The organism is Pseudarthrobacter sp. NPDC055928 (assembly GCF_042270935.1).
Lineage (GTDB): Bacteria > Actinomycetota > Actinomycetes > Actinomycetales > Micrococcaceae > Arthrobacter.
The window spans coordinates 45618-71699 of the sequence record NZ_JBHJZH010000004.1; the positions used below are offsets into that span (position 1 = coordinate 45618).

At 66.6% G+C, this 26082-nt stretch carries 24 protein-coding genes, 1 tRNA gene and 1 riboswitch; of the genes, 13 read left to right on the plus strand and 12 right to left on the minus strand.

The genetic code is table 11. The features are described from left to right. The 3 genes from ACFC25_RS06970 to ACFC25_RS06980 all read left to right on the plus strand — a co-directional run bounded on the left by ACFC25_RS06970 (position 1) and on the right by ACFC25_RS06980 (position 3088). Positions 1-1512 (plus strand): sensor histidine kinase, encoded by a 1512-nt coding sequence (locus ACFC25_RS06970; RefSeq protein WP_376044581.1) that lies wholly within the window; start codon positions 1-3, stop codon positions 1510-1512. Positions 1513-1628: 116 nt separating this feature from the next. Beyond that, a riboswitch (cyclic di-AMP (ydaO/yuaA leader) is annotated at positions 1629-1788 on the plus strand. A gap of 5 nt (positions 1789-1793) precedes the next feature. After that, a complete protein-coding gene (locus ACFC25_RS06975) occupies positions 1794-2510 on the plus strand; it encodes a hypothetical protein (RefSeq protein WP_376044582.1) in 717 nt (238 codons plus the stop codon). A 134-nt stretch (positions 2511-2644) separates the two neighbouring features. Beyond that, the gene (locus ACFC25_RS06980; protein ID WP_376044583.1) at positions 2645-3088 is read left to right on the plus strand and encodes a YdeI/OmpD-associated family protein; all 444 of its coding nucleotides are present in this window, start codon (positions 2645-2647) and stop codon (positions 3086-3088) included. Here ACFC25_RS06980 and ACFC25_RS06985 read toward each other — a convergent pair. The 4 genes from ACFC25_RS06985 to ACFC25_RS07000 all read right to left on the minus strand — a co-directional run bounded on the left by ACFC25_RS06985 (position 3069) and on the right by ACFC25_RS07000 (position 5680). Next, entirely contained in the window at positions 3069-3758 is a 690-nt protein-coding gene (locus ACFC25_RS06985) for an HAD-IA family hydrolase (protein WP_376044584.1), read from the minus strand. The genes ACFC25_RS06980 and ACFC25_RS06985 overlap by 20 nt on opposite strands. A 6-nt stretch (positions 3759-3764) precedes the next feature. After that, positions 3765-4151, minus strand: coding sequence for a glyoxalase superfamily protein (locus ACFC25_RS06990; RefSeq protein ID WP_376044585.1), 387 nt, complete (start codon positions 4149-4151; stop codon positions 3765-3767). A gap of 94 nt (positions 4152-4245) precedes the next feature. Beyond that, complete coding sequence (gene upp / locus ACFC25_RS06995; RefSeq protein WP_078029912.1) at positions 4246-4881, minus strand: uracil phosphoribosyltransferase; 636 nt, start codon at positions 4879-4881, stop codon at positions 4246-4248. Between the two features lie 43 nt (positions 4882-4924). Then, the gene (locus tag ACFC25_RS07000) at positions 4925-5680 is read right to left on the minus strand and encodes a phosphatase PAP2 family protein (RefSeq protein ID WP_337348051.1); all 756 of its coding nucleotides are present in this window, start codon (positions 5678-5680) and stop codon (positions 4925-4927) included. Positions 5681-5747: 67 nt separating this feature from the next. On the opposite strand from ACFC25_RS07000, the gene ACFC25_RS07005 reads away from it, so the two are divergent. Next, on the plus strand, positions 5748-6254 hold the full coding sequence (locus ACFC25_RS07005) for a nucleoside deaminase (RefSeq protein WP_337348050.1): 507 nt from the start codon (positions 5748-5750) through the stop codon (positions 6252-6254). Here ACFC25_RS07005 and ACFC25_RS07010 read toward each other — a convergent pair. Genes ACFC25_RS07010 through ACFC25_RS07030 form a run of 5 tightly spaced genes read right to left on the minus strand, consistent with a single transcriptional unit; the run spans position 6251 to position 12104 of the window. Further along, complete coding sequence (locus ACFC25_RS07010; RefSeq protein ID WP_376044586.1) at positions 6251-7510, minus strand: DNA glycosylase AlkZ-like family protein; 1260 nt, start codon at positions 7508-7510, stop codon at positions 6251-6253. The two genes, ACFC25_RS07005 and ACFC25_RS07010, sit on opposite strands and share 4 nt — an antisense overlap. A gap of 43 nt (positions 7511-7553) precedes the next feature. Next, positions 7554-8633, minus strand: coding sequence for a glycosyltransferase family 4 protein (locus tag ACFC25_RS07015; protein WP_376044587.1), 1080 nt, complete (start codon positions 8631-8633; stop codon positions 7554-7556). A gap of 5 nt (positions 8634-8638) precedes the next feature. After that, positions 8639-9034, minus strand: coding sequence for a 6-pyruvoyl tetrahydropterin synthase family protein (locus ACFC25_RS07020; protein WP_376044588.1), 396 nt, complete (start codon positions 9032-9034; stop codon positions 8639-8641). Between the two features lie 9 nt (positions 9035-9043). After that, positions 9044-10135 (minus strand): zinc-binding alcohol dehydrogenase, encoded by a 1092-nt coding sequence (locus ACFC25_RS07025; protein ID WP_376044589.1) that lies wholly within the window; start codon positions 10133-10135, stop codon positions 9044-9046. Between the two features lie 13 nt (positions 10136-10148). Continuing rightward, positions 10149-12104: a DUF222 domain-containing protein gene (locus ACFC25_RS07030; RefSeq protein WP_376044590.1), complete on the minus strand. Its 1956-nt coding sequence runs from the start codon at positions 12102-12104 to the stop codon at positions 10149-10151. A 185-nt stretch (positions 12105-12289) separates the two neighbouring features. Here ACFC25_RS07030 and ACFC25_RS07035 point away from each other — a divergent pair. After that, a tRNA-Ser gene (locus ACFC25_RS07035) sits at positions 12290-12379 on the plus strand. A 117-nt stretch (positions 12380-12496) separates the two neighbouring features. Here the strand turns inward: ACFC25_RS07035 and ACFC25_RS07040 are convergent. Both ACFC25_RS07040 and ACFC25_RS07045 read right to left on the minus strand, forming a co-directional pair. Beyond that, positions 12497-13276 carry a type 1 glutamine amidotransferase domain-containing protein gene (locus ACFC25_RS07040; protein WP_376044591.1) on the minus strand — a complete coding sequence of 260 codons (780 nt, stop codon included), beginning with the start codon at positions 13274-13276 and terminating at the stop codon, positions 12497-12499. A gap of 173 nt (positions 13277-13449) precedes the next feature. Further along, the gene (locus ACFC25_RS07045) at positions 13450-13794 is read right to left on the minus strand and encodes a hypothetical protein (RefSeq protein WP_337351912.1); all 345 of its coding nucleotides are present in this window, start codon (positions 13792-13794) and stop codon (positions 13450-13452) included. A 199-nt stretch (positions 13795-13993) separates the two neighbouring features. Here ACFC25_RS07045 and ACFC25_RS07050 point away from each other — a divergent pair, with 199 nt between their 5' ends. The 8 genes from ACFC25_RS07050 (at position 13994) to ACFC25_RS07085 (ending at position 25385) form a co-directional block, all read left to right on the plus strand. Further along, positions 13994-14212: a hypothetical protein gene (locus tag ACFC25_RS07050; protein ID WP_337348042.1), complete on the plus strand. Its 219-nt coding sequence runs from the start codon at positions 13994-13996 to the stop codon at positions 14210-14212. A 138-nt stretch (positions 14213-14350) separates the two neighbouring features. Beyond that, entirely contained in the window at positions 14351-15454 is a 1104-nt protein-coding gene (locus ACFC25_RS07055; protein ID WP_376044592.1) for an NAD(P)H-dependent flavin oxidoreductase, read from the plus strand. A 66-nt stretch (positions 15455-15520) separates the two neighbouring features. After that, a complete protein-coding gene (locus ACFC25_RS07060; protein ID WP_376044593.1) occupies positions 15521-16156 on the plus strand; it encodes a hypothetical protein in 636 nt (211 codons plus the stop codon). 87 nt (positions 16157-16243) lie between these two features. Then, complete coding sequence (locus tag ACFC25_RS07065) at positions 16244-16978, plus strand: YcnI family protein (RefSeq protein ID WP_376044594.1); 735 nt, start codon at positions 16244-16246, stop codon at positions 16976-16978. A gap of 121 nt (positions 16979-17099) precedes the next feature. Continuing rightward, on the plus strand, positions 17100-17726 hold the full coding sequence (locus tag ACFC25_RS07070) for a DUF4232 domain-containing protein (protein WP_376044595.1): 627 nt from the start codon (positions 17100-17102) through the stop codon (positions 17724-17726). A 117-nt stretch (positions 17727-17843) separates the two neighbouring features. Next, positions 17844-19355, plus strand: coding sequence for an FAD-dependent oxidoreductase (locus ACFC25_RS07075; RefSeq protein WP_376044596.1), 1512 nt, complete (start codon positions 17844-17846; stop codon positions 19353-19355). Positions 19356-19456: 101 nt separating this feature from the next. After that, positions 19457-24553, plus strand: a complete 5097-nt coding sequence (locus ACFC25_RS07080) for an ATP-dependent helicase (protein ID WP_376044597.1) — start codon at positions 19457-19459, stop codon at positions 24551-24553. Beyond that, positions 24546-25385, plus strand: coding sequence for an Fpg/Nei family DNA glycosylase (locus ACFC25_RS07085; RefSeq protein WP_376044598.1), 840 nt, complete (start codon positions 24546-24548; stop codon positions 25383-25385). The genes ACFC25_RS07080 and ACFC25_RS07085 overlap by 8 nt, the downstream gene beginning before the upstream one ends. Here ACFC25_RS07085 and ACFC25_RS07090 read toward each other — a convergent pair. Beyond that, the gene (locus ACFC25_RS07090; protein WP_376044599.1) at positions 25382-26065 is read right to left on the minus strand and encodes a YitT family protein; all 684 of its coding nucleotides are present in this window, start codon (positions 26063-26065) and stop codon (positions 25382-25384) included. The two genes, ACFC25_RS07085 and ACFC25_RS07090, sit on opposite strands and share 4 nt — an antisense overlap. Positions 26066-26082: the final 17 nt, after the last annotated feature.

A 26082-nucleotide genomic window follows, 5' to 3' on the forward strand; every position in this document is an offset into this window, starting at 1 on the left:
GTGCCCTCACTGCCTGCAGTGGCGCCCACGCATGGCCGGAGCTGGCTGAAGCCCTCCACCTGGCATCTGCGTACACGCCTTGTACTGGTTGCCATGGCCCTGCTGGTGGCCATCTGCGGCGCAGTTGGCCTCTTCAGCTACGCTTCCATGGACTCGTTCCTTACCCGCCAGCTCGACGAACAGCTCAGCCAGGCGGCCTCCCGGTCCAACGACCCCGGCCGGCCGCCGCTGGGCGGCTTCAACGGCAGGCCGGACCCGCTGGATTCCCGTGGGCAAAGCGTGGGTACGCTCAACGCCCGGATCCTGAATGGGCAGGTCAACAGCGCCGGATTCCTGGCCTCCGATACCACGCGTTCTCCCCTGTCCGCTGAGGACAAGGAGATCCTGCTGGCCCTCCAGAAGGATTCCCGCCCTGTGGACCGGACGCTCTCCAATGGCGAGTACCGGCTGATTGCAGTGGCAACGAACTACGGTGATGTCCTGGTGACCGGGCTCCCGCTCGCCGGCAAGGAAAGCACCCTCACCTCCCTGGTGTGGACCTTCGTTTTTGTTTCCCTCGGAGGGCTGGTCTTGATTGGCCTGGCCGGGACTATCCTCATCCGGCGCACCATGCAGCCGCTGGAGCAGCTTTCCGAGGTGGCCACACGCGTTTCGCGGCTCCCGCTAGACGCTGGCGAGGTGGCACTTGCGGTGCGCGTCCCGCCGTCGAACTCCAACCCCGGAACCGAGGTGGGCAGCGTGGGGCATGCGCTGAACCTCATGCTCGACAACGTGGCCAACGCGCTGCAGGCCCGGCAGCAAAGCGAGACCAAGGTACGGCAATTCGTTGCCGACGCGTCCCACGAACTGCGCACTCCGCTCACCGCCATCCGCGGTTACACGGAGCTAATGCGGATGACCGAGAACTTCACTCCGGATGGCCGGAAATCGCTGGCCCGGGTTCAGAACCAGTCCGAGCGCATGACCACGCTGGTGGAAGACCTGCTCCTGCTCGCCAGGCTGGACGAGGGCCAGCCGTTGAAACTCAGCGAGGTGGATCTGACGCAGCTGGTGATCGAAACCGTCAGCGACGAAAAAATCATCGCACCCGGCCACAACTGGCATCTTGAGCTTCCGGACGAGCCGCTTGCGGTCAATGCCGATGCGTCGCAGCTGCGCCAGGTGTTGGTAAACCTACTGTCCAACGCACGCAAACACACCGCTCCGGGCACAACGGTCACCACGGCCGTGATGAGGTCCGCCGACGGCAGTGCCGTGGTGACAGTAACGGACGACGGCGCTGGCATCCCGCCGGAATTCGTGGACCACGTTTTTGCCCGGTTTGCCCGCGCAGACGCGGCACGGACTGGATCTTCACGGTCCTCCGGCGCGGCGGCCTCGGAAGGGTCCAGCGGGCTTGGGCTGTCCATTGTGCAGTCCATTGTGGAGGCCCACGGCGGCAACGTGGAAGTGAACTCCCGGCCGGGTCGGACCCAGTTCACGTTGCGCCTGCCGGCGATCAACGGCTCATAGCAAGGCAACGCACCGGCGTCGTGATCTCTGTTACCAAAATGTGACTTAAGCGTCGCGCTCCTGTAGCGTCGATGGGGTGCGGTTCCCTTTGAGCCGCATATCCGGATGACGCCAAGCTCTGCCGCTTCCCGGATTCCGCTTGACCAGGCAGAGGCGGGGGACCCAGAGTCCCGGGCACTTAACTGCCCTTGGGGTGAAGCCAGCACGTGATCTTTCCGTGTGGCCGGATGCCCTCATCCGAACCCGACAGCTAACTCCGCAGGTGTGAGAGGCGATCCATCATGTCTGAATTCAAGGTACAAGCGCGCCCAGAGCGCGGTGCACATAAAGACAACGGCCGTGGCAAGACCGCGGCGCAACACACAAAAGCTTCGTCCCTGGGCAAGCGTGCAGCCGTTTTCGGTGCGGCCTGCGCCCTCCTCATCGGGGTCGGCGCAGCAGGCCAGGCTTCCGAATCCATGACTCCGGTGGCGGTCAGCGGGACCCAGTCCTCGGCGGCAGAGCTTGAATCCAACTTGAGGCTGGAAAAGGCCGAGATGCGGGCCAACCCGGCCCCTGAACCAGCTCCGGCCGAGATCAGCGTTGCCCCGCAGGCCGCCGAAGCGGCACCAGCACCGGCACCCGCACCAGCACCGGCACCCGCACCGGCCCCCGCCCCTGAGCCCGCACCGGCCCCCGTCGTCGCCGTCAACGATCCCGCCGGGGCCCAGGCCTATGCGGCGAGCCAGCTTGCCAGCTATGGCTGGTCAGCCGACCAGATGCAGTGCCTGCAGACGTTGTGGACCAAGGAATCTGATTGGACCACCACGGCCACCAACGCGAGCAGCGGCGCGTACGGCATTGTCCAGTCGCTGCCCGCCGAGAAGATGGCGAGCGCCGGGGCGGACTACCTCACCAACTACCGCACGCAGATCAATTGGGGCCTGAACTACATCCAGGAGCGCTACCAGTCGCCGTGCGGCGCGCTGAATTTCCACTTGTCGAACAACTGGTACTAAGCCGGTAATTGCGGCTTCCGCCATCCGAAGCAGCAGGCCCTGAATCCCCCGGTTCAGGGCCTGCTGCTTTTTGGCGTTGTATGTTCGCGGGGGCCGGACTTCCCTGACCTGCGGCTCCGGGCCATACTGGGGCCATGAAATTCACCACGACTATCCTGGGCAGCGGCAACAAGGCTGGTATTGAGGTTCCGGAGGAGGTTGTGACTGCCCTGGGCGCAGGCAAGCGCCCGCCGGTAGTGGTAACCATCAACGGCAAGAGCTACCGGAGCAGCATCGCGGTGATGGGCGGTCATAGCCTGGTTGGGGTGAGCACCGCCAACCGGGAATTCACCGGCGTAGAGGCTGGCGACACTGTTGAAGTGGATCTGGAACTCGACACGCAGCCCCGGATCATTGAAGTCCCGGATGACCTGGCCGCAGCCATGGCCGCCGAACCGGATGCCCAGGCGTTCTATGCCACCCTGAACTACAGCGCGCAGCGCCGTTATGTGGAGCCGCTCGGGGATGCCAAAACGGAGGAAACCAGGGCGAGGCGGATCGCGAAGGTCGTAGCCGACCTCAAAGCCGGAAAGAAATAATCCGCCGTCCTGCGGCGTCCGTTTCCACCGAGGCCGTGACCGCGGTGTAATCCGGGATATGGAGCACTCCCGCCGGTAATTCGCCCGTGTTTGGGCCCACCGCCACGGTCCGGATGCCCGCAGCCACTCCGGCCGCGATTCCAGCCGGGGCATCCTCAAAGACCACGGCATCCTCCGGCGCCACGCCCAGCAAACCGGCAGCGGTCAGGTAGCCTTCCGGATGCGGCTTGCCGCGCGTCACGAGGTCAGCCGTCACGGCAGCGGCAGGCATGGCCAGTCCAGCGGCATCCATGCGGATGTCAGCCAGGATCCGGTCCGCCGACGTCACCAGGGCCACGGCATCCGCGGGCAGGCTCCGGAGCAGTTCGGAGGCACCGGGCAGCGCAACGATGCCGGAAGTCCGCACCCGTTCCATGGCACCAAGTTCTGCAGTGAGCGCAACGATGTCGGCACCGGCAGGCGCGAACCGGCGCACGGTATCGCCTGCCTGGACGCCGTGGGAGGTGCGCAGGATCTCGGCGATGTCCAGGCCGTAGCGGGCGGCGAACTCGCCCCACACCTGCTCCACGACCGCTGTGGAGTCCACCAGCGTGCCGTCCATGTCAAAGAGGACGGCGCGGCAGGTCAATGTTCGTGTGGCAGCAGGAATGGGCAGGGTCATGAACCCCATTTTGCCCTACGTATTGCCTGAGGCGCCGCGCCCCGGTATGTACTGCACGGCCCACTTGTTCCCGTCCGGGTCCGCAAAGTACACGAAATGTCCCCAGTCCTGGATGTCGATATCACTCACGTCCACGCCGTTGCCCTTGAGGTGGTCATGGGCGGCTTGGATGTCATCGACGACGATCTGCAGGTTTGGTGCGCTGCCCGGAGGGGCATCGGTGAGCCCTTCGCCGATGCTGATCGAGCAGGCCGAGCCGGGCGGCGTCAGCTGGACGAAGCGGATGGAATCGCTGGGCCGCTCGTCGAAATCCGCGTTGAACCCCACCTTGTTGACATAGAAGTCCTTGGCGCGGTCGACGTCGGAGACGGGTACAAAAACGAGTTCAAGTTTCCAGTCCATCCGCACAGGCTAACGGGCCGATGCTGAATCCGGAACCCCGTAACCCCTGGCCAGAGCCGTCCGGCCGCTGCGGGGTCCCCTCGCCCCGCCCTGGCTATCCCGCGATCCCGTAAAGGCGGTCGCCGGCGTCGCCCAGTCCGGGGACGATGTAGGACTTCTCGTTGAGCTTTTCGTCGATGGACGCCAGGACGATGGTCACGTTGGCGTCGGACAGTTCCTCCTCCAGCTTGGCCAGCCCTTCAGGAGCGGCCAGCAGGCAGATGCAGGTGACGTCGGAGGCGCCGCGCTTGAACAGGAACTTAATGGCTTCGCGGAGGGTGCCGCCGGTGGCAAGCATGGGGTCCAGGACGAAGATCTGCCGGTCGGTGAGGTTCTCGGGGAGGCGCTCGGCGTACGTGATGATGTCCAGGGTTTCCTCGTCCCGTGCCATGCCGAGGAAACCCACCTCAGCGGTGGGGACCAGCTTGGTCATGCCTTCAAGCATCCCCAGGCCGGCGCGGAGGATGGGAACCACCAAGGGCGTGGGCTTGGTGAAGGCTGTGCCCACCGTGGTGCTCACGGGTGTCTCGATGGTCACCGGCTGGGTGCGGACATCGCGGGTGGCCTCGTAAGCCAGGAGCGTCACCAGCTCTTCCGTCAACTGCCGAAAGACGGGGGACGGGGTGTTTTTGTCCCTCAGGACAGTGAGCTTATGGGCGACCAGCGGGTGGTCCACAACGAGAGTGCGCATGCGTCAAAACTACCATCCGGGCATGGCGCCCCCGGGCCGGGAATCAGCTCGTATGATCGTCCCGGAGGACGGGGTGCTCGAACGTTGGCGCCGGGCCCACGTGCTCGTGTTTGCGGGTCAGATGGAACAGCCGGTGGGCCAGGATCACCATGCCCACCCAGGCCAGGCCCAGGAACCACCCGGCCATCACGTCCGTCAGCCAGTGATGGCCCAGGAACACCCGGCTCAGGCCCATCGCGATGATAAAAACCGCCCCGGCAGTGATGGCTGTGATCCGTGCCCAAAGGATCTCGAATTGCAGGCACATGATGTACACCAGGACGCCGATCACCACGGTGGTGTTGAGGGTATGGCCGCTGGGGAATGACGGCGAGGTCTCATACGGCGGGACGGCTTCGGCGTGGTCCGGGCGGGTGCGTCCCACCAGCCGTTTGCCGATAGTGGTTGCGAACGTGGAAACGGCCGCGGCTCCGCCCACCAGGATAATGGGCCGCCAGGTCCTGCTCAGGAAGGTAAGCCAGGCTGTGAGGATGCTGGCCAGGATGGGCATGCCGATTCCGCCGCCGATGTTGGTAAAGGCCGTTACCCCTGCGTCGAGTTCCGGGCTACGCAGGTTCTGTGCCAGTTCCAGCGCGGGCAGGTCCAGGGATGCCAGGCCTTGGTCGTCCACGACGTCGTCGTACACCTCGGCTCCCAGCAGTGCCATGATGACGACCAACGCGCCGCCCACCAGCAACGTGATCCACAGCGCGGCATACGGCTTGAACCATTGGCCCAGGCGTTCCCTCAGGGTGTCCATGTCCACGGTGCCTCCCCGGCGTCGATGCTTTGCAAGGCTGGATATCCCTCGAAACTATCATTGAGCCATGGTCGCCGCAGAAAAAACCCACCACGAGTGGATGGGTCTTGCCTTGGACGAAGCCCGGCGCGCGCTTGCTACTGAGGATGTGCCCATCGGTGCCGTGGTGATAGGGCCCGACGGCGCGGTGCTCGGGGCCGGCCGGAACCAGCGGGAGGAACTGGGAGACCCCACTGCCCACGCGGAGGTGGTGGCCATCCGGGAAGCTGCCGAACGGTTGCGTGCGCGCTCGAAGCTGGGCGGGGGCACTGGGGACGGCTGGCGGCTGGAGGACTGCACGCTTGTGGTCACGCTGGAGCCGTGCGCCATGTGCGCCGGCGCCGTGGTGCTGGCAAGGATTCCGCGGGTGGTATTTGGCGCTTGGGATGAGAAGGCCGGCGCGGCAGGCTCAGTCTTTGACGTTCTCCGCGAGCGCCGCCTCAACCATTGGGTGGAGGTGTACGGCGGTGTCAGGGAAGAGGAATGCGGCGTACTTCTCCGGGATTTCTTCGCCGCGCACCGGAGCCGCGCCTAGGCGTCCAGGCCTGAGGCGTCCCGGCCTGCGGCGTCCAGGGCGTCGATCCGGTCCTGGCGGGAGGCAGGCGAGTCGAGGCTGAAGGAGCGGAAATCGCCCAGTTCATCCCGGATCCAGGCCTCAACTTCGGCAATGCGCTGGGTTGCCGCCGGTGTGGGGCCGTCAAAGAGCCAGTACGCGATCCGCGCCTTTCCGGGATCGTATTGCCACAATCCGATGATCCGGCCGCGGTCAAGGATGGGGTGGTCGGGGAGGTCCGCCTGAAGCGCCAGGGTGGAGCCGAGTAGTTGCTTGTCCTTATCCTGTTCGGCAATCATGTCCGCGGAGTTCCGCCGGAGCAGCACGAGGGAGTCTGTGCCTGCGAGCAATTGGATCTGTTCCTCCGCCGGTGCGTCGAAAGCAGCGAGGCGTTCGACGTCGTCGGGCAGCATCCACAGCACCTCGCCGTCCGCCGCAGGAACCTCCACAGCTCCGACGGCTGCGAGCCCTGCCTTCGTGTGCGCCATCGTGAACCCCGTGAACCATTGCGACTGTTTGAAGGTGGCGCCGCCGGTCCATCCGAGATAGCGCTCCAGGAGGAGGGCGCGGGCTTCGTCGTCGTTCATGGAGGTGGGCGGTAAGCCCCACAGCGTGTAGGCGTACCGTTGCTGATCGAGGCGTCCGTTGACCGGCACGCGCCGGATCCGGCCGTCCGCCTGCAGGAGGCCCAGGGCCGTGGGCAGGGTGGTTGCGGCGCCCTTCTTTTTGCCTTCTTCACCGAGGTTCCTGACCGAATCGCCCAGCAGATCCTTGAGCTGTTTGGGATCCAAAGGGCCTCCTGCCTCGGCCAGCGCGTGAAGGATCTGCTCCTCCAGGAGTGTGATTTCGCCGCGCTCAACGCCCATCCTGGCGAGGACGCGAAAGGGTGCAACGGCGGCGTCCCTGCCGATTTGGAGACCCCAGGCGAAGTCCTCGTGGCCCAGGACATAAGTGCAGCCGCGGGCGGCGGGCAGCTCGTGGATCTTCAGGGACAGGACGTCGGCGTCAGCCTGTTCGCGGCTGGTTCCGGCGCGGGCAAAGAGAGTGAGGTAGGGGTTGGCACCGCCCACGGAGCGCGCCCAGCCTGCCGTGGCTAACACGTCGGCGGCTTCCGCGCCCAGGAGTGTGCCATCGAGGCCTTGTTTGTGCCAGGCCCAGGCGCGCAACAATTCAGGAGTGAGCCGTTCCGCTGGCGGGGCTTGCGGGCTGAGGCTGGCGGAGGACACGTGCGTGGTCATGCCTCATTGTGCACCGCTGGTACCTGCTGCGATAGGCGTTTTGTCAGCGAATCCGCTCGAGGTACTCAATCACGATGCGGCCGGTGGCGTCCCATTGGGGCAACCTGTCCCGGGCGGCCAGGGCCTCGGCGCGCCACCTGCTGCGGAGCCCAGGTTCCGCCAGCCAACGCCGGATCACGGCCGAGAGCATGGCCGGATGGCTGGTGTCTGGACCAGGAAGTTCGACGGCCGTCCCGGGCAGGGCGCGAGCTTCATTTCCGGGTTTCCCGTTCCGTTTGGAGGCCAGGCCCAGCGCCTCGACAGCGCCGGTCCCCTCCCGCACGATAACCGGAATCCCATGCGCCAGTGATTCAGTGACCACGAGCCCGAACGTTTCAGCCCGCGACACCAGCAGGCTGAGGTCTGCCCGATTCCATTCGTTTTCCAGCGTCTGTCCGGCGAGCTGGCCGGTGACCCGCACCCGCTCTTCCATTCCTTGGGAGGCAATGGCGGTCTTGACCAGCGCTGCATAGCCGGGGTCGGCGTCGTCCGCTCCCACCAGGGAGGCCGTCCAGGCAAGGTCTTGGAGCCCGGCGAGTGCGGCCACGGTCAACAACTGGTCCTTATTGGGGAGAAGCGCCGCCACCGCAACGATGTGGGGCGGGTCGGAACCAGCTGCTACTGGGGCGGCGTCGGTCCCCGGGAGGGCCACCCGGCTGGAGGCGATCCCGTATCTGTCTTTGATGGCGTCCGCAGCCCACGAACTGGTGCAGATGACGCCGGAAGCCGCGCGCAGAGCCCGCTGTTCGCCGTCCGCATGGCTGATCGAGGGCATATGCAGCAGGACGAAAACGCGCTGGCCGGCCGCGGCGGCGTATTCGATTTCATCGGGAACGCCGCAGGCGACGAGGCCGTCCACAATGCTGATCGTGGCCGCCTCGATTTCCGTTTTTGGCTCCCAAGCGCCCACAAGGCTGCCCATCCGGCGCCGTTCCTTGGCGCTGGAGTCCGGCCAGGAACCGTCCACGGCCAGGATTTCGACGTCGACGCCTTGGGCCCTCATGGCATCGGCGAGCTTCGCGTTGTAGACATTGCCGCCCGAATTGTGGTGGATATTGGCGGGGACAAGGAACCGGACGTCCACGGAAGTCAGTCGGTCAGGTCCAGCGAGTACGTGGCCCAGGCATCCGGGTTTTCACGCAAGGTGACGTCGATTCCCGTGAGTTCACGGCCGTCGTCGCTGTCCTTAAGCTTCCTGGCGGCGGCCTGGGCAATGTATTCGGCGAGTGCTTCGGTGGTGGTGAGCTTGCCCTCGAAGTCCGGGTGCTCGTCCAGGTTGCGATAGTTGAGGCCGGCCAGCACGTCCTCGATCATGCCGCCGGCAGCCCCGATGTCCAGGACAATTGCGTCCTGGTTCAGTGCACGACGGCGGAACGCCACCTCGGCCACGAAGGTTGCGCCGTGAAGTGCCTGAGCAGGCCCGAAGGCCTCACGGGGAAGGCTGTGGGCGATCATAAAATGGCGGCGGACGGTCAGGCTGAACACTGGTTACCTCTAGTCTTTGGGGCTGGTTTTGGCAGGGCTGGTTGCTGCAGGGCTGGTTACTGCGGGGCTGGTTGCTGCGGGGCTGGTTGCTGCGGGGTCAGGGCTGGCGGCGTTGGGGTATTCGATCACGTGGCAGAGGGCTTCGAGGGTCCCGTCGGCCAGGTCTTGGACCACCGCCGGAAGGTCCGTGAACGGAGAGGCGCCGGTGAGGAACACGTCAAAGACCGGATCCTTGAGGAGAGATACGGCGAGGTTCAGCCGGTCTGCGTTGGTGCGCCGGTGCCTGCGGGCCCTAGCCACAACGCCCACTTGGCTGGCACGGATGGAGAGCCGACGGGCGTGGAAGTCCTCGCCGAGTGGCAAGGTGACCTCGCGGTTGGCGTACCAGGACATTTCGATGACGTCGCCCTCGTCGCCCGTCAGCTGCAGGCTGCGCTCCAGGCCCTCCTGGGAGGCGGAGCAGTGGAACACGATGTCGCAGTCCGGCTTCGCATCGTCGGGGTGGGCGAAATCCACTCCGAGCCAGTCTGCAAGTTTCCGGCGCTCCGGATCGAGGTCCACCAACTGAAGGCGGGAAAGCGGGAAGCTTCGCAACAACGTGGCCACCATGCCGCCCACCAGGCCGGACCCCACCACGGCGATCCGGTCCCCCATTCGTGGGCCGGCCTCCCAGAGGGCATTAAGGGCGGTTTCCACGGTTCCGGTGAGCACCGCACGGCGGGCGGGTACGCCGTCGGGGATTCTTGTGAGATCGGCAATGGCACTCACGTAGCGGTCCTGGTGGGGGTTGAGGCAGAAGACCATCTGGCCCAGCCAGTCTTCGGGCCCCTGTTCAACAATGCCGACGGAGAGGTAGCCGAACTTCACGGGAGAAGGAAAGGAGCCCTCTTGATGCGGGGCGCGCATCTCCTGGGCCACGCGCGGTGGAACCGAACCTTTATGCACGACAATTTCGGTGCCCTTGCTGATGCCGGAGTAAAGGGTGCGGACCAGGGCTTCGCCTGGCCGCGGCGCGGGCAAGTCCTCGCACCGGAGCTCGCCGTGCTGCGGTCCCGTGGTCCAATAGGCGGTTGCCTGCGCTGCTTTGTCTGAATTAGTCATCTTGCTTATGAATCTAGTCCCCGGGACGCGCGCGGCGAAAGCCACCCGCCGCCAAGGGGCCCTTGGGCTCCTGAAACAGGGCCCACTCCGGCAGCGGATCTTCAGGAAAATCATCAGGCAGGATACCTTCGGGGGCAGTTGACGCCCGTTTCTGATCGTCGGGCTCGTAATTGGGCACGGTGGGGCTGTGTTCTTGGTCCAGTACCGGGCCGAGGATTTGGGGTGGCCAGTGGGGTGGTTCCCAGTCTTGGTGTTCGCTTTGGTAGTGGCGGCCGGTGGGTGAGGTCCAGCCGGGTGGTTTGTCGATGCTCGCTTCGGTGGGTGTCCAGGCGGTGGTGTGTTTCAGCCGGTGATGTTTGGGGCAGGGCTGTCCGAGGTTGCTGATGCCGGTGGTGCCGCCGTCTGCCCAGGCCAGGAGGTGGTCTGCTTCGTTGTCCAGGGACTGGTTGTTGCAGCCGGGGAAGGGGCATTTGCCGTCCCGCATCCTCAGCCATTGGCGCATCGCGGCGGGGATCCGGTAGCTTTGGCGGCCGATCTCCAGTGGTGCCCCGTTGCGGGGGTCGGTCAGGACGCGGTGGAAGGAGCCTGCGCCGTCGGCGACCAGGCTCCGGGCCATCGACGCCGGGATCGGCCCGTAACCGTCGAGGGTGGCGGGTTCGTCCGTCAGCCCCATCAGCGCGAACACCGGCACCGTCACGAGGACCTGCGCCGCCGGCGACGGGACCCGCCCCGCCATCAAGTCGTTGCCCGGCAGGACGTCGCTGCCCGCCACGGCTTCGTTGCCCGCCGCGGTCCCGTTGGTTTCGACATGGCCCGGCAGGACGTCGTTGCCCGCCGCGGTCCCGGTGGCTTTGACATGGCCCGCCAGGACGTCGTTGCCCGCCATGGTCCCGGTGGCCAGGACGCTTCCAGCGTCGCCATGGCTGTCGGGGGAACTACCAGCGGTAAGGTCGGGGCCCGCGGGGCAGCCTGCCGAGACGTCGCGGTCCGGGGCACGGCTGCCTGCGGCGGTCCGGCGGTCCGCGGTGCTGCCTGCCGTGCTGGTGTAGCCGCTGTTGCCCGCCCCGAGGTTATTGGTGCGCCCGGCCGGGCTGGCCGTGGTGCCGGTGAAGCCTGCGCTGAGGAGCAGTTGGGCGGCGATGTCGGCGCGGAGCTGGGTCATGGTGCGGGTCTCGGCCGGGCCCTGGAGGGTGCGGGCGGTGGCGGTGATGCCGTTCCAGATCCCGGCCGCCCGGTCCGCGGGCAGGTAAGCCGAAAGCCAGGCCATGCCGTCCCGGTCCGGGACGTACTCCAGCCGCCGGTCCAACACACTCCTGGCGTGGCGCTTTTCGATACTGACCGGGTGGTGCCGTTCCCGCCAGGTCCTGGCCTTGTGCCGGAACCGGGACGGGACCAGGTCACCGGCCGGGCACTCCCGGGCCCGGTCCGGAACGTCCGGGCCCAGGAAACGGGCCTCCAACGCCGCCGCCCCGGCCGCATCCAGGCCGGTGGTTTCATCGACCATGACCCGCGCGTGCTGCCACGACAGATCCCCGGACTGCAGCGCGGCCAGCGTCAGCGGCAAGGCAGTGGTCAGCTCATGGGCCTGCGCCAACAGCGCCGAGGCCGAGCGTTCACTCACCGTCAGCGCACACGCGACCTCGGACACCACACCCATCTCCTGGGCCGTGTGTTCCCCAGGGCTCCTGACCGGGCCGTCCAGGGCCGCAGCCTTTCCCGCGTACGCGGCGGCCAGGCGCACCCTGAACGCCGCCACCATCGCGTCCACCCGGACCGAACCGCCCAGCCCGTCCAGGCAAGCATCGGCCTGCCCCCGCAAAGGATCACCACCCCCGGAACCCATCCCGGAACCCGTCCCGGAATCCGTCTGGGAACCCCGACCATCCAGCCCCCGGCGCACAACGGCAGCAAACTCCGCAGCAGCAGCCTCGAAAGCCTCCACCGCCTCCTCAACACCCGGGATCCCCATACCCCCATCATCCAGCGACCCGCCAACAAAAACAGCCCAGCAAATTCCCTATGTGGATAACTCAACGCGCACCTTGGCAGCCAAGGGTGACCAGTGCCGGGAATCCTGGATGGTCCGCTCCTGCTCGGGCCGGAACCTATGCCGTTTTGGGGATGCACGGCAGGCTCCGGTAACCTATTCAGGTTGGTGACGTGTCCGAGCGGCCGAAGGTGCAACACTCGAAATGTTGTTTGGTGTAAAAGCCAACGTGGGTTCAAATCCCACCGTCACCGCCACGTAGCAAAACCCCTGCTTCCCTTAGATGATAAGGAAAGTAGGGGTTTTGCTTTTACACCTGGACAACGGATCTCGGCCCGACTGATTTCGTCACTGACGAGGGCCACCTGCGGGCGTTAGTGTTCGGTGCCTGCCGCAGCAGCCTTCCTGGCGTTCTTCTCGGCGTCCTTCTCGGCGCGCAGAGCCTCGGTCTCATGCTGTTCCTCGGCCTTTTCCTGGTGGATGACCTCTGCGAAGAGCTTCTCCATCTCCTTGGCCACGCCAGCGGCCGAGGCCGGGTTCTGGCCCGTCACCAGCCGCTCGTCAACCACGACCTTCTCCTCAAAGACGTCAGCGAAGACGTGGGTGGCGCCTTGCTCTTCAAGCCGGTCGGCCAAGAAGAACGGGATGACCTTGTCCTTCCCTGCGGCAACCTCCTCGTCGTTGGTGAAGGCAGCAACCCTGCGGCCTTCGACGAGGCGAAGCCCGTTCTTCAATTCCACATTCAACAGGCCCGCCGGTCCGTGGCAGACCGCTCCTACCAAGCCGCCGGCGTTATAGACGCTGGCCACCAGATTTTGCAAGCCTTCGCTGTCCGGGAAGTCCCACATGGTGCCGTGGCCGCCCACTAGGAAGACGGCGTCGTATTGGTCGGGATCTACAACGTCAACGCGTGCAGTGTTATAGAGACCGGCGCGGGTGGTCTCATCGTCCGTGAAGGCGACCTGGATGGGATCTTTTGAGTCCACCTCGTCGCGCGGGGGCTGCCCGCCCTTGATGGACGCAAAGTCGACGAAATGCCCGGAATCCTTGAAGACCTTCCAGGGATGTGCAGCTTCGGCCACGTTGTAGCCGGTCTTCTCTCCGATATCGCCAATCTCGGAAACGCTGGTCAGTACCATGAGGATTTTCTTCATGAAGTGTTCCTTTCGTCTCACTTCCACCCTACGCCCCGCCCATGTGCGGCTTGCCCTTCCCGTCCACAGGGGTTCAAACCGCCACCGCCACATGACTGGGCCCCTACTCCCCTGCGAACGCAGGAAAGTAGGGGCCTCGTGCTTGACCGGGTTCGGCCCGGTAGCCGTGCGGGCTAGAGCTTGTCCGTCTTGTCCTCACCCTTATGGCTGCCACTGCGCAGGTTCTCCTGGACCTTGCCGAAGAGGTCCTTGATGGTGGTCTCGGCGCTGGAAATGGGATCCAACTGGAGGTAGACGTTGTGGGTGAGCGGAAGATCGTACTCGTCCTTCAGGTGCGTTCCGCCTGCCACTCCGTCCAGGGACAGGTAAACGAGCGCCTCTGTTCTGGCGATCCCTGCGATCTTGCCAAAGACGACCGTGAACTCGTTTGACTGAAAGCTGACGGTGTGCCCGATGTGGGTCCGGTCCAATTCACCAGCGGGAACTGCCTTCTCAGATTGGCTTCCGGTGTAGTCCATCACATTCTCCTCAAGGTCGCTCCAACATCTACGCCAGCAGTCTAGCCCTGCCCCAAGTTGCGGTATATAGCCAACTGGAGGCCTGCACAAACACCGGTAGCGAGGCTGGTTACTTCCTCCATTGAGCCTGCAGGACCCTTCGGGTTGTATGAACTGGACCCGCTAATTTGCCGGGCACGCAAAGACTAAAGGAACAACCGTGACTTCAAGGACGAATCGCGTCAAAGCCCCGGGAATTTGGGAGGACGTCCAGGTAGGAGACTATGTGGTGCTCACCCGGAACGGCCACACCGAGTACTCCGGCGAGGTCGACACCAAGACAATGGACGGTGAAACGGTCTGGGTCAAGACGCCCGTAGGTGGCCGGAGGCTCTTCCATGTCAGCGACGGCTTCGAACTCACTGGTCGTCAGCCGTGACCGACTCCTGCCCCGACGACTGCCCCTACTGCTCCGGCCCGGAAACGGACTGACTCCCGCGGCCCGTTAGTTGGGGCGCGGTCAGCAGCACTGCCACACTGGGTGCTGAAGCCGCCCGCGACCTCAAGGAGCCACGCCATGACGCCCGCCTACGCCACACCCGCCCAGCCACACCGCATCACGGAATTGTTCGGCACGGACGTTCCGGTGGTCCTTGGCCCTTTCGGCGGCGCCTCTTCCGTGGCGCTGACGGCAGCCGTGAGCGACGGCGGCGGGCTGGGTTCCTATGGCCTGTACGGCTACGGCGCGGATGCCATCCGCACCACCACGGCTGAGCTGAGGAAGGCCACCGCTAAGCCATTTGCCCTAAACCTCTGGGTCCCCACGGGCGACGAAGTCACCGATCTCTCCCAAAAGGACTTCAACAATTACGTCGAAACCCTTCGGCCTTACTTCGACGAAGTAGGGCTGCCCGTTCCGGCAATGCCGGACCGCTACCTGGCCGACTACGACGAGCAGGTGGAGGCCACGCTGGAGGCGGCGCCCGCCGTCGTGAGTTTTGTGTTTGGGGTTCCCGCTCCAGACCTTGTCGAGGAGGCGCACCGGCGTGGAATCGTGGTAGTAGGCACGGCCACGACCGTTGCTGAGGCCGTTGCCCTGGAGGCTGGCGGCGTGGACGCCGTAGTGGCCAGCGGCATGGAGTCCGGCGGCCACCGGGTTTCTTTCCTCAAGCCCGCAGAGGAGTCCCTCATCGGCACGTTCGCACTGGTTCCCCAGGTGAGGGACGCCGTCGGAATCCCCGTGATCGCCGCCGGCGGCATCGCTGACCGCCGCGGCTACGCTGCCGCACTGGCCCTCGGCGCCGACGCCGTCCAAGTTGGCTCGGCCTTCCTGGCCACTCGGGAATCGGCTGCCGTGCCAGCGTATCGTGCCGTGTTGCACAGCCCTGCCGCCGGCGAAACCGTCCTCACCCGGGCCCTCAGCGGGCGGCTGGCCCGCGGCATCCCGAACCGCATCATCGCCGAACTCTCCGCGTCCGGCGCAATAGCCCCCTTCCCGGTCCAGAACTGGCTTACCGGCCGCTTCCGGCCGCAAGCAGCGGCCCAGGGCAACACGGAGCTGATGTCATTGTGGGCGGGCCAGGCCGCCTCACTGATCCGCCACGACACTGCGGCGGACGTCCTGGCAGAGCTCCTCGCTGGCAGTCCGGTCTCCGCAGAGGGCGCCCCGAACCACCGGTAGAATCGGAAAGCCCACGCCTACACGCGCAGCGGCAGCCAAAATGTCACCAAAACTGAGGGAGGCCCCGTGCGTACGCACCATGCCCGGACTCCCTTCCATCTCCTCCGCGCCGCCGCCGTCTCCGCGGGAATCCTGACGCTCGCTGCCGGGGCCCACGTCCTGGGCGGCGGAGACCTCCCCGCACCGGGAATCCTGCTGGCGGTGCTGGCACTGACCGGGCTCGCGGCCACCACGGCCACCCGGTTCAAGCTCAATGGGGCCGCAATGATTGCGCTGCTTGGTGCCGGACAGCTCGCCCTCCACGAAATCTTCACAGCCTTCAGCGCCCCCGGCATTTCCGACGGCGCCCTTGCCACCGGGCCGGGCGCGGCCGACATCCATCACGCTTCCGGCGCAGCTGCCCCCATTGTCGGATCCACCACCCACCTTCATGGAACGGATTCCGCCGAAGGAACGCTGATGCTCCTTGCCCACGTGGTGGCCACGGCAGCCTGCGCCCTGCTCCTCGCCAAAGGCGAGGACGCCCTGTGGGGCTTAGCCGCGTGGCTCAGGCCGCTGGTCCGGCTTCCGGAGGCAATAACGCCCGACGCCGGTGCGGCACCGGCGGTGCCCGGCCCGCCGCCGGTTTCCCCGGACCCTCCCTGGCGGAACCTCAGGCAAGACAGCCGACGCGGGCCGCCTTCCGCCGTCGTGCTTTCCTGACTCTGCCCGCACCGGACCACAGGTGACGGGCCTCAACCCGTAATTCCGCACGCCCGATTCCGGCGCGTGCGTCCGAAAGGCAACCCCATGAACACTTCCACCATTCGCCGTACCCTCATCACTGCTGCCGGCACCGCGGCGCTCCTGCTGGCGGCCGCAGGCGGCGCGTCGGCGCACGTCGGAGTCACCCCGGACAAGACAGCCGCAAACTCGTACGCCCTCCTGACGTTCGGCATCCCGCACGGCTGCGAAGAATCAGGCACCACCAAGGTAGCCATCACCCTGCCCGCCGAACTCAACGACGCCCAGCCCACGGTGAACCCCAACTGGACCGTCGAAAAGGTGACCGAACAGCTGGCGGAACCCAGGAAACTGGCCGACGGCACATCCATCACCAAGCGCACCAGCCAGATCGTCTACACCGCCAAGGCGCCCCTCGCCCATGATCTGCGCGACGCCCTGGTGCTATCCATGAAACTGCCCGACGCGGCAGGCACCACGCTCTATTTCCCCACCCTGCAGACCTGCGAAATTGGCCAGACGGACTGGTCGGAAATCGCCAAGGACGGCCAGGACCCGCACTCGCTGAAGGCTCCGGCGCCATCCATCACCATCACGGCGGCGGCCGGCACTGATAACCACAGCGCTGCCGCAACCGCGGCGCACTCCACCGAGCAGGCCTCAGCAGTGACGGACAGCGGCGCCGAGGCACGCAGCTGGGCCGGCCTGGCAGCGGGCGTGGGTGGACTGGCGCTCGGCGGTATTGCACTCGCCCGCAGCGGCGCGAAGCGCAAGCAGGAAGCTGCGACGCCCGGTCAGTAACCGCACAGGCACCTCCCAAACCGGCGATTTGATGCCCGGATCATCACGATCCGGGCATCAAATCGGCACAGCCCCGCATTGCATTATTGACTCCTGTCACACCAGCCACAATGGTTGTGCCATGAGGTCTCAACTTTTGTCACAGGGGTTCGTCATTACGACGGCGGCTGCCGCAGCGGCACTGCTGCTCACCGCCTGCGGTCCAAGCCAGCCGCAGACGCAGGCAAGCACGGAACCCGGCCCTTCCTCCGCCAGCCCCACCACGTCCTCAGCCGCACCCAGCACAACTGCATCGCCGCCGTCGTCAGCCACCCCCACGGCGGCAGGGCCCGCGCTGTGCAAGGCTGCCACCCTGTCCGCCGCTAACGATTCCACGGGGGGCGGGGCGGCCGGCAGCGTCTACATGACGCTCACCCTGACCAACACCGGCGCCGAATCGTGCCTGCTCAAGGGTTTCCCCGGTGTCTCCCTCACGGCCGACGCCAACGGAGCCCCTATCGGGGCGCCCGCAACACGCGACGAGACCACCCCTGCGGTGGACGTCCTGCTTGCCCCCGGCCAAAGCGGGGCGGCCGTTTTGCGCTACACGCAGGCGGGCAACTTCCCGGACTGCACCATGGTGCCTGCCGCCGGATACCGGATTTACCCGCCCGAAGACACTGCGTCCCTATTCCTGGCCCAGCCAACGCAGGCCTGCAGCAACGCCACGGTTGGTTTGCTGACCATCGGGGCTTTCCAGGCTGCCTAAGGAACCCCATCTCCCGGCATCATAAGTACACTTATCATGTTGGGGGTCCTGCCTGTTGCGGGATCCCGTCAGTGGTTGCGTTGAGCGGCCAGCACAGCGGAGGCAGGGTGGGCTCAGATGACGTCGATTTGGTTGGACCGCAAAGAATCCTTCAGTCCTGACCCCTTCCAGGCTGGCAGCGCATACGACACCGTGGTCGCCGGGGCCGGGCTGACGGGACTCGTCACCGCGTTATTGCTCGCCAGGTCCGGCCAACAGGTCCTCGTGCTGGAGGCCCGCTACCCCGGCGCGGTGACCACAGGCAATACCACGGCCAAGGTCAGCCTCCTGCAGGGAACAGTGTTGTCCGGGCTGGCCCGCCAATATTCAGCAAAACAGGTCCAGGCCTATGTGGACGCCAACCGGGAGGGGCAGGCCTGGCTGTTGCGTTACCTTCAGGAGCAGGGCGTGCCCTTCCAGCCCCGGGACGCGTACACCTACGCCACCACGGGCGACGGGCTGGAACGGCTCCGCGAGGAACTCACCGCCGGGACCACCGCCGGCCTGGAGATTAAGTACACGGGCGACGCCGGCCTTCCCTTCCCGGTGCAAGGCGCCTTGAAGCTGGCAGGCCAAGCCCAGATCAATCCCATGGACGCCCTGGACGCCCTCATGGCGGACCTCCGCAGCCGGGGCGGAACGATTGTGGGCGGCGTGCGGCTGCGGGATGTCTCCGGGAACGGCCCACTGACAGTCCGGACGGACCAGGGCAACGTCACAGCCAACCATGTGGTGCTCGCTACTGGAATCCCTGTGCTGGACCGCGGCCTCTACTTCACCAAGCTCAAGCCGCTCCGTTCCTACGCCGCGGCCCTGGAACTGCCCGCGGAGCTGGTGCCCCCGCCGGGAATGTACCTTTCGGCCGAAGAACCTACGCATTCGCTGCGCGACTATGAAATGGATGGACGCAGGTACCTGCTGGTGGGCGGACATGGCCATCACGTGGGGCGGACAGCTTCGGAGAAGGCGCACCTGGACGGGCTGCTGGATTGGGCGGGCACCTACTTCCCCGGTGCCACAGCCACCCACACCTGGTCAGCCCAGGATTACCAGGCCACCAACCTCATGCCCTTCTTTGGGACACTGCCGCGGGGACGGGGGCGGATCCTTTTCGGCACGGGCTACAACAAGTGGGGCATGACCAATGCCGTGGCCGCGGCCCTGGGCATTTCCGCCGACATCCTGGGCGGCCAGCTCCCCTGGGCGGACACCATCCACCACCGGGTCACGTCCCCGACCGGTGCGCTCACGGCGGTCAAGCTCAACGCCCAAGTGGCCGTGAAGCTGGCTTCCGGATGGGGCAAGGTGGCGGCTGGGGAACGGAAGGCACCACGGCATGCTGCCGCTGCAACCCCGGCCGACGGCGAAGGGAAGGTTTACCGCGACGGCGCCCGTCCGGTGGCAGTATCCACCGTGGACGGAACCACGTGCGGGCTCTCTGCGGTCTGCACCCATCTCGGCGGAATAGTCACCTGGAATGACAACGAACTTACCTGGGACTGCCCGCTGCACGGCTCCCGGTTCAGCAGCGACGGACATCTCCTCGAGGGCCCGGCCACAAAGGATCTCCCACGGGCAGATAAGGATTGACCGCGCCGGAGGGAGGGGCCGGAGCCAGCGATCCTGGCCTTGGAATTCACCGGCCCGCCTGGGCCGGCCGTCCTGTCGGTGGGGTAGGGCATGATGGAGGCATGCAGGAGAACCAGCCGCCTGAAACCGGTCCACACGCCGTTTCAGACGCCCCCATGGGCAGGTTCAGCCGCCCCACCCGGGACTGGTTCCTGGGCGCCTTTTCGGAGCCGACTCCTGCCCAGATTGGCGCCTGGAACGCCATCTCCTCCGGCTCGCACGCCCTCGTGGTGGCGCCCACCGGGTCAGGCAAGACCCTCGCGGCCTTCTTGTGGGCCCTGGACCGCCTGCTGTCCTCCGCCCCGGCGCCTGCTCCGGAGCTGCCCGGCATCGACGCGCCTCCAGGAAAGGGCGGGCGCCCCCGGGCTCCCAAGCGTAAAACCCGGGTCCTGTATATCTCGCCCCTGAAAGCCCTGGGCGTCGACGTCGAACGGAACCTCCGCTCACCCCTGATCGGCATTACGCAGACAGCCAAGCGGCTGGAGCTGCCTGCCCCGCTGATCACTGTGGGGGTCAGGTCCGGGGACACCACGACGGCGGACCGCCGCGCGCTGCTCAGCAACCCGCCGGACATCCTCATCACCACGCCCGAATCGCTGTTCCTCATGCTGACGTCCAGGGCCCGCGAAACGTTGACCGAAGTGGACACCATCATCGTTGACGAGGTCCACGCCGTCGCAGGCACCAAGCGGGGGGCGCACCTGGCCGTTTCGCTGGAACGGCTCGATGCCCTACTGCCCAAACCGGCCCAGCGCATCGGACTTTCCGCCACGGTAGAGCCCCGCGAGCTGGTGGCCCAGTTCCTTGCCGGGTCCGCACCGGTAGAGATCGTGGCGCCGCCATCGCGCAAAAACTGGGACCTCACTGTTTCCGTTCCGGTGGAAGACATGTCCGACCTCCAGGGTGCAGCGGGAGCCTTCGACTCCGGCCCGGCTTCCGGGCTCCAGCCGCAGGCCTCCATCTGGCCACATGTGGAGGAAAAAATCGTTGACCTGGTGCTGGCCAACCAGTCCACCATCGTCTTCGCCAACTCCCGCCGCCTTGCCGAGCGCCTCACAGCGCGGCTGAACGAGATCTATGCCGAGCGGCAACTCGTGGCCGTGGGCGGCGGTTGGGGGGACGTTGAGCCCGGGGCTGCAACGGACGGGCCTGCGGGTGTTCCGGCGTCAGCTGTCCCGGTGTCCACGGCAACACCCGCCCACATGATGGCGCAGGCGGGCAGCACCGCCGGCGCCGATCCTGTGCTGGCCCGCGCCCACCACGGCTCCGTCTCCAAAGACCAGCGTGCCCTGATCGAGGACGACCTCAAGTCCGGCCGGCTTCGGTGCGTCGTTGCCACCTCGTCCCTGGAGCTCGGCATCGACATGGGAGCCGTGGACCTCGTGGTGCAGGTGGAATCCCCGCCCTCCGTGGCCAGCGGCCTGCAAAGGGTGGGCCGGGCCGGTCACCAGGTGGGCGAAATTTCCCAGGGCGTGCTCTTCCCCAAGCACCGGGCAGACCTTGTCCACACCGCCATCACCGTTGAGAGGATGCTCGGGGGAAAGATCGAGCGGCTCTTTGTCCCGGCCAATCCCTTGGACATCCTGGCGCAGCAGACTGTTGCAGCCACTGCCTTGGGCAGCATCGATGTGGAGGAGTGGTTCTCCACGGTCCGGCGGTCCGCGCCCTTCGCCTCCCTCCCCCGTTCCGCCTTTGAGGCCACGTTGGATCTCCTGGCCGGCCGTTATCCGTCCGACGAATTCGCGGAGCTCCGCCCCCGGATCATCTGGGACCGCAACGCCGGCACCATCGAAGGCAGGCCGGGCGCCCAACGGCTAGCCGTCACCTCGGGCGGCACCATCCCTGACCGCGGCCTGTTCGGCGTCTACATCATCGGCACCGAGGTTGAAGGTTCGGCTTCCCCCTCAGGTGACGGCAAGGCGGCCACACCCTCCCCGGCCAAGGGCGGCCGCCGCGTGGGCGAACTCGACGAGGAGATGGTGTACGAATCCAGGGTGGGCGACATCTTTGCCCTCGGCGCCACGAGCTGGAAGATCGAGGACATCACCCACGACCGCGTCCTCGTATCGCCAGCCTTCGGCCAGCCCGGCAAACTCCCCTTCTGGAAGGGTGACTCGCTGGGCAGGCCCGTGGACCTGGGCCGCGCGCTGGGCGCCTTCGTGCGGGAACTGTCCGCGTCCGACGTCGGGCCTGCCACCGAACGCTGCCAGGCCAGCGGCCTGGATGAATTCGCCGCGAACAACCTGATCCAGTACCTGGCAGAGCAGAAGCTCGCCACTGACGTGGTTCCCAACGACACCACCTTGGTGGTGGAGCGGTTCCATGATGAACTCGGTGACTGGCGTGTGATCCTGCACAGCCCGTTCGGCATGCCAGTGCACGCTCCCTGGGCGCTCGCCGTCGGGCAGCGCCTCCACCAGCGGTATGGCGTGGACGGCTCCGCAATGGCCGCCGATGACGGCATTGTGCTGCGCGTCCCGATGATGGAGGACGAGCCGCCCGGGGCTGAGCTTTTCCTTTTTGACCCCGAGGAACTGGAACAGATTGTCACCGCCGAGGTGGGCGGCAGCGCCCTGTTCGCCTCGCGCTTCCGCGAGTGCGCCGCTCGCGCCTTGCTGCTCCCCCGCCAAACTCCGGGCAAGCGGCAGCCCCTGTGGCAGCAGCGCCAGCGGTCCGCCCAACTCCTGGACGTGGCCCGAAAGTACCCCACGTTCCCCATCGTGCTGGAAACGGTCCGCGAGTGCCTGCAGGACGTGTACGACCTCCCTGCACTGAAAGACATTGCGGCGTCCATCGAACGACGCGAACTGCGGATTGTGCAGACCACCACCCAGCAGCCGTCGCCCTTCGCGAAGTCCCTGCTCTTCGGGTACGTGGCGCAGTTCCTGTATGAGGGCGACTCCCCGCTGGCCGAACGCCGTGCCGCCGCCCTGGCACTGGACTCGACGCTCCTGAACGAGCTGCTGGGCCGGGTGGAACTCCGTGAGCTGCTCGATGCCAAAGTCATCGAGGCCACCGAGCTTGAACTGCAGCGCCTGGCCCCGGACCGCCGTGCCCGCGGGCTGGAAGGCGTTGCCGACCTCCTAAGGCTCCTTGGTCCGCTGGCCATCGAAGAGGTCGCGGCGCGGCTGGAACCGGCCACAGTGCCCGATTCCACCCCGGTGGCTGAACCTGCTCCGGTGGGTGGACCCGCCGAAACCCCGCACGCCGACGCCGCCCTTGCAACTTCCCACCTTGCCGCACTGCAGCGGGCCAACCGTGCCATCAAAATCAATATCGGCGGAGTGGAGCGGTTCGCCGCCGTCGAGGACGCTGCACGCCTGCGGGATGCGATCGGTGTCCCGCTGCCGATGGGCGTGCCGTTGGCCTTCATCGAGCCTGTGGCGGATCCCCTCGGCGATCTTGTGTCCCGGTATGCCCGGACCCACGGCCCCTTCACGGCATCCGAGGCAGCGGCACGGCTGGGCCTTGGCGTCGCCGTTGTCAGCACGGCACTGAAGCGCCTCGCCGCGGACGGCCGTGTGGTGGAAGGCGAGTTCCGGCCCCATGCCACACCGGGCCGGGAAACCCCACCCATTGAAGGTCCCCTGGACGTAGCCTCCGCGGACCTCGTGGACCCGGATGCCAGCCACTCCGATCCGGCGGTGCAGAACCCCACACCGCTGCCAGAATCCACGCAGGTGCACGTGTCCCCGCCCACCAGCGAATGGTGCGACGCCGAGGTGCTCCGGAAGCTGCGGCGCCGGTCGCTGGCGGCACTGCGCGCAGAAGTGGAGCCGGTAGATGCCGCCGCCTACGGGCGGTTCCTGCCCGCGTGGCAGCACGTCAGGACGCCAGGCGCCGGCCGCGGACAGCCTTCCCTGCGCGGGCTGGACGGAATCATTACCGCTATCGACCAGCTGTCCGGGGTTCCCGTCCCGGCATCGGCCTGGGAGCCGCTTGTGCTGGCCAGCCGGGTCTCCAACTACCAGCCCGCCATGCTGGACGAGCTGATGGCCGCCGGGGAAGTCCTCTGGTCCGGCGCCGGCGGGCTTCCCGGGAACGACGGCTGGATCAGCCTGCACCTGGCAGATTCGGCCGAACTGACGCTGAACCCCGCCGTCGAATATGAGCCCGGCGACGCGCAACAGCGGCTGCTGGACTACCTCCGGAACAACGGCGGCGGCTACTTCTTCCGCCAGTTGACGGAGGTTGCCGGGGGGATGGACGCAGTGTTGAGCGACCAGGACGTGGTGTCAGCTTTGTGGGACCTCGCGTGGGCCGGGCGGATCACCGGCGACACCTTCGCGCCTGTCCGGGCCCTCATCGCCGGGGGCCACACGGCCCACCGCCAGGTTTCGAAGGCACCACGGCTGCGGGCTCCAAGAATGAGCCGGCTGGGCCGCTCCCACGGCACGGGCCTCTTAGGTTCCCCCGGCCTGGGCTCCTCTGGCTTGGGCGGCGGGCGCTACGGCACAGCGTCCGGAGCCGCGGCCACACCGCCAATGGCAGCCGGACGCTGGTCCGCCCTGCCCTCACCAGAACTGGACCCCACCATCCATGCCCGTGCCACCGCTGAGCTCCTGCTGGACAGGTACGGCGTTGTCACCCGGGGCTCGGTTATGGCCGAGCAGATCCTGGGCGGTTTCGGCCTGATGTACAAGGTCCTGGCCCGGCTGGAAGAGGCTGGGCGTTGCCGCCGCGGGTACTTCATCGAACATCTCGGGGCTGCCCAGTTCGCGGTTCCGGCAACGGTGGACAGGCTGCGCTCCTATTCCGAGGACACCCAGATTGTGAAGCCCGAGCCCATCGCCCTGGCGCTTGCGGCCACCGATCCGGCCAACCCTTATGGGGCTGCCCTGCCCTGGCCCGCCCTCAACGAGGAGGCCGGAACCGGCCACCGGCCCGGACGGAAGGCGGGTGCACTGGTGGTGCTCGTTGACGGCGCGCTGGTCCTTTACGTTGAACGGGGAGGCAAAACACTGCTGGCCTTCAGCGACGACGAACCCGTGCTGTCCGCTGCCGGCTCGGCGCTGGTGGGTGTGGTCACGCGCGGCGCCGTGGACAAGCTCATCATGGAGAAAGTGAACGGCCATGGCATTTTGGACACCCCGGTGGCAGCAGCCCTGGCCGCGGCCGGGGCATACTCCACCCCCAAGGGGCTGAGGATCCGTGCCTGAGGGCGACTCCGTCTGGCGGGCTGCCCACCAGCTGCACCAAGCCCTGGCCGGGCAGACGCTCACCGCGTCGGACTTCCGCGTCCCCCGGTTCGCCACCCTCAACCTCGCAGGCTGGACCGTGGAAGAGGTGGTCCCCCGAGGCAAGCATCTCCTGATGCGCGTCGTGGGGCCGGAGAATCGGAAACTCACCATCCACTCGCACCTGAAAATGGAAGGCAGCTGGCAGGTCTATCCGCCGGGAGGACGCTGGCGGAAGCCGGGTTTCACCGCCCGGTGCGTACTCCGCACGGCCGCGGCAGACGCCGTCGGATTTTCCCTGGGCATCGTGGAGGTGGTCAAGACTGCGGAGGAGGACACCATCGTGGGCCATCTGGGTCCGGACCTGCTGGGTCCGGACTGGGACCCAGCCGAGGCGGAACGGCGGATCCGCGCGGCACCGGAGGTGCCCATCGGCGTCGCCCTGCTGGACCAGCGCAACCTGGCAGGCATCGGCAACATCTACCGCTGCGAGGCGTGCTTCCTGTCCGGCGTGCACCCGGCGTCGCCGGTATCGGCCGTGGCGGACCTCCGGACCCTGATGACGGACGCCAAACAGCTGCTTGAAGCCAATCTGGGTCCGGGCCGCCGGGTAACCATCCTGAATCCGCGCGGCATGCCAGTGGGACGGAGGGCGGGCCGGCCAGGCTACTGGGTTTACGGGCGCGAACACCAGCCGTGCCTCAAGTGCCGGACCCCCATCCGGCGCGACGCGCTCGGCAAACCCAACGGCGAAGAGGAACGGGACATTTATTACTGTCCACAGTGCCAGCCGGTCCTGGCTAACGGTTCCTAGGCCTTCCGGGCCAGCGGTTCAGCACCAGCGGGGTCGACGGCGGCCAGTGGACCGGCAGGCAGCTCACTGGCCCCGGGCTCGGGGACAAGTGCCGGTGGAATAGCCGCTGGCACCATAAACCACGGGAGCAGCAGCTGCACCAGCGGTCCGATGGCGAGGGCGTAGACCACTGTGCCCACCCCCACGGAACCGCCCAGTAGCCAGCCAACTGCGAGCACCACAACCTCAATCAGGGTGCGCGAGACCCGAACCGACCAGCCGGTGCGCCGTGCCAGGCCTGTCATCAGGCCGTCCCTGGCCCCTGGACCGAACCGGGCACCGATGTAGCAGGCGGACGCGATGCCGTTCAGCAGCACGGCGCCTGCCAGCAGGCCGATCTGGCCACCCAGATGCGAGAACGTTGGGATCAGGGCCAAGCCAACGTCCGCGAAAACGCCCACCAGCACGGCGTTGCAGAGCGTGCCGAAGCCCGGCCACTGCCGCAGCGGGATCCAGAGGAGCAGCACCAGGAAACTGACAATGATGACCACTACACCGATGCTCAGTCCGGTCCTGCCGGCAACGCCCTGATGGAACACATCCCACGGGTCCAGGCCAAGGCCGGCGCGGATGAACATGGCCAGGGATATGCCGTACATGGCGAGGCCGACAAAGAGCTGGAGGAGTCTGCGGGTCAACATAACGACAACTGTGACAG